The 905-nt window shown below is 59.3% G+C and carries 2 protein-coding genes; both read right to left on the bottom strand.

Annotation, left to right across the window (positions count from 1 at the left end; translation table 11 throughout):
* A partial coding sequence (locus MRBLSP13_RS18840; RefSeq protein WP_363756045.1) for a nucleotidyl transferase AbiEii/AbiGii toxin family protein occupies positions 1-239 on the bottom strand: 239 nt, incomplete at its 3' end.
* Between the two features lie 11 nt (positions 240-250).
* Positions 251-905: hypothetical protein (locus MRBLSP13_RS18835; RefSeq protein ID WP_363756043.1), on the bottom strand; the 655-nt coding region annotated here is incomplete at its 5' end.

The following is a 905-nucleotide window of genomic DNA, read 5'->3' as shown; positions in this document are numbered from 1 at the left end:
AGATCGTCCAAGTCGGGGTTAATCAGGATGTCGATGTCCTCGGAGAACCGATGGATAAGGCCATGCCCTTTCGAGAGCGACGTTCCGCCCTTGAGTTCAAAGCGAAAACCCGACTGCTGCAAGCCCCAGAGGGCGTGCATGATCCAATAATCCTTCTCGACCAGCCCCGAATCGATCGCTTGCTCGCGCGAGACGACCGCCAGGAGATCGTCGAAATCTGTATGATCGTGCAGCAACATTTCGTGCGCTGTCAGGCCTGTTCAAGAACAGGCGCGAGCAAGCGCTCAGCCCGCGCCGAGCCAAAGTCCTGGACGGCCTTGGCGAGGCGCGATCGGTCCATTTCCTTCGCCCGCTCGAGCGCGCGAGGAAGCACTGCCGATTTGTCTTCCGGCAGCCGATCGAGATTGTGCAGCAGATCGACCAGCAGGATTTCCTTGGACAGCCGCTTGGGGATCGAGGGTCGCATCCGGAAATCATAGACGCGCCCGTCGAGGGTGAACTTTCCGTGCCGCTTGCGGTTGTAGACGACCGGCTCGTTGTAAAGCTGCGTCGTACCGACCCCGAGCCCGTTGAACGCATTTGGCGAGACCATCAGAAAACGGTCGTCGCCGAGGAATGTCTCGACGAGCTTTTCGGGCTTGGCCGGCGCCGCCCCGAACCTGGTTTGACGCGGCGCCATATAGACACCTGCCGAAACCTTTTCGAGGCGCCCCTCCTCCACTAGTTGCCGGACATGACGATCGACCGCGTTGGACCAGCGCGCGAGATCCTTGCGACGGTAAACCTGTCCGGGGCGCAGGTGGCGCTTGAGTTCGCTGAGAGCCGACATGTCATATCTCCTGCGCCCCAGATAAGCGCTTGGAGTATGTGATGCAACGATTCTCATTAAAAACTCATGCAGATGA

Origin of the sequence: Sphingobium sp. LSP13-1-1.1 (assembly GCF_040676415.1) — a bacterium.
GTDB lineage: Bacteria > Pseudomonadota > Alphaproteobacteria > Sphingomonadales > Sphingomonadaceae > Sphingobium.
This window is presented reverse-complemented; position numbering and strand designations above follow the sequence as displayed.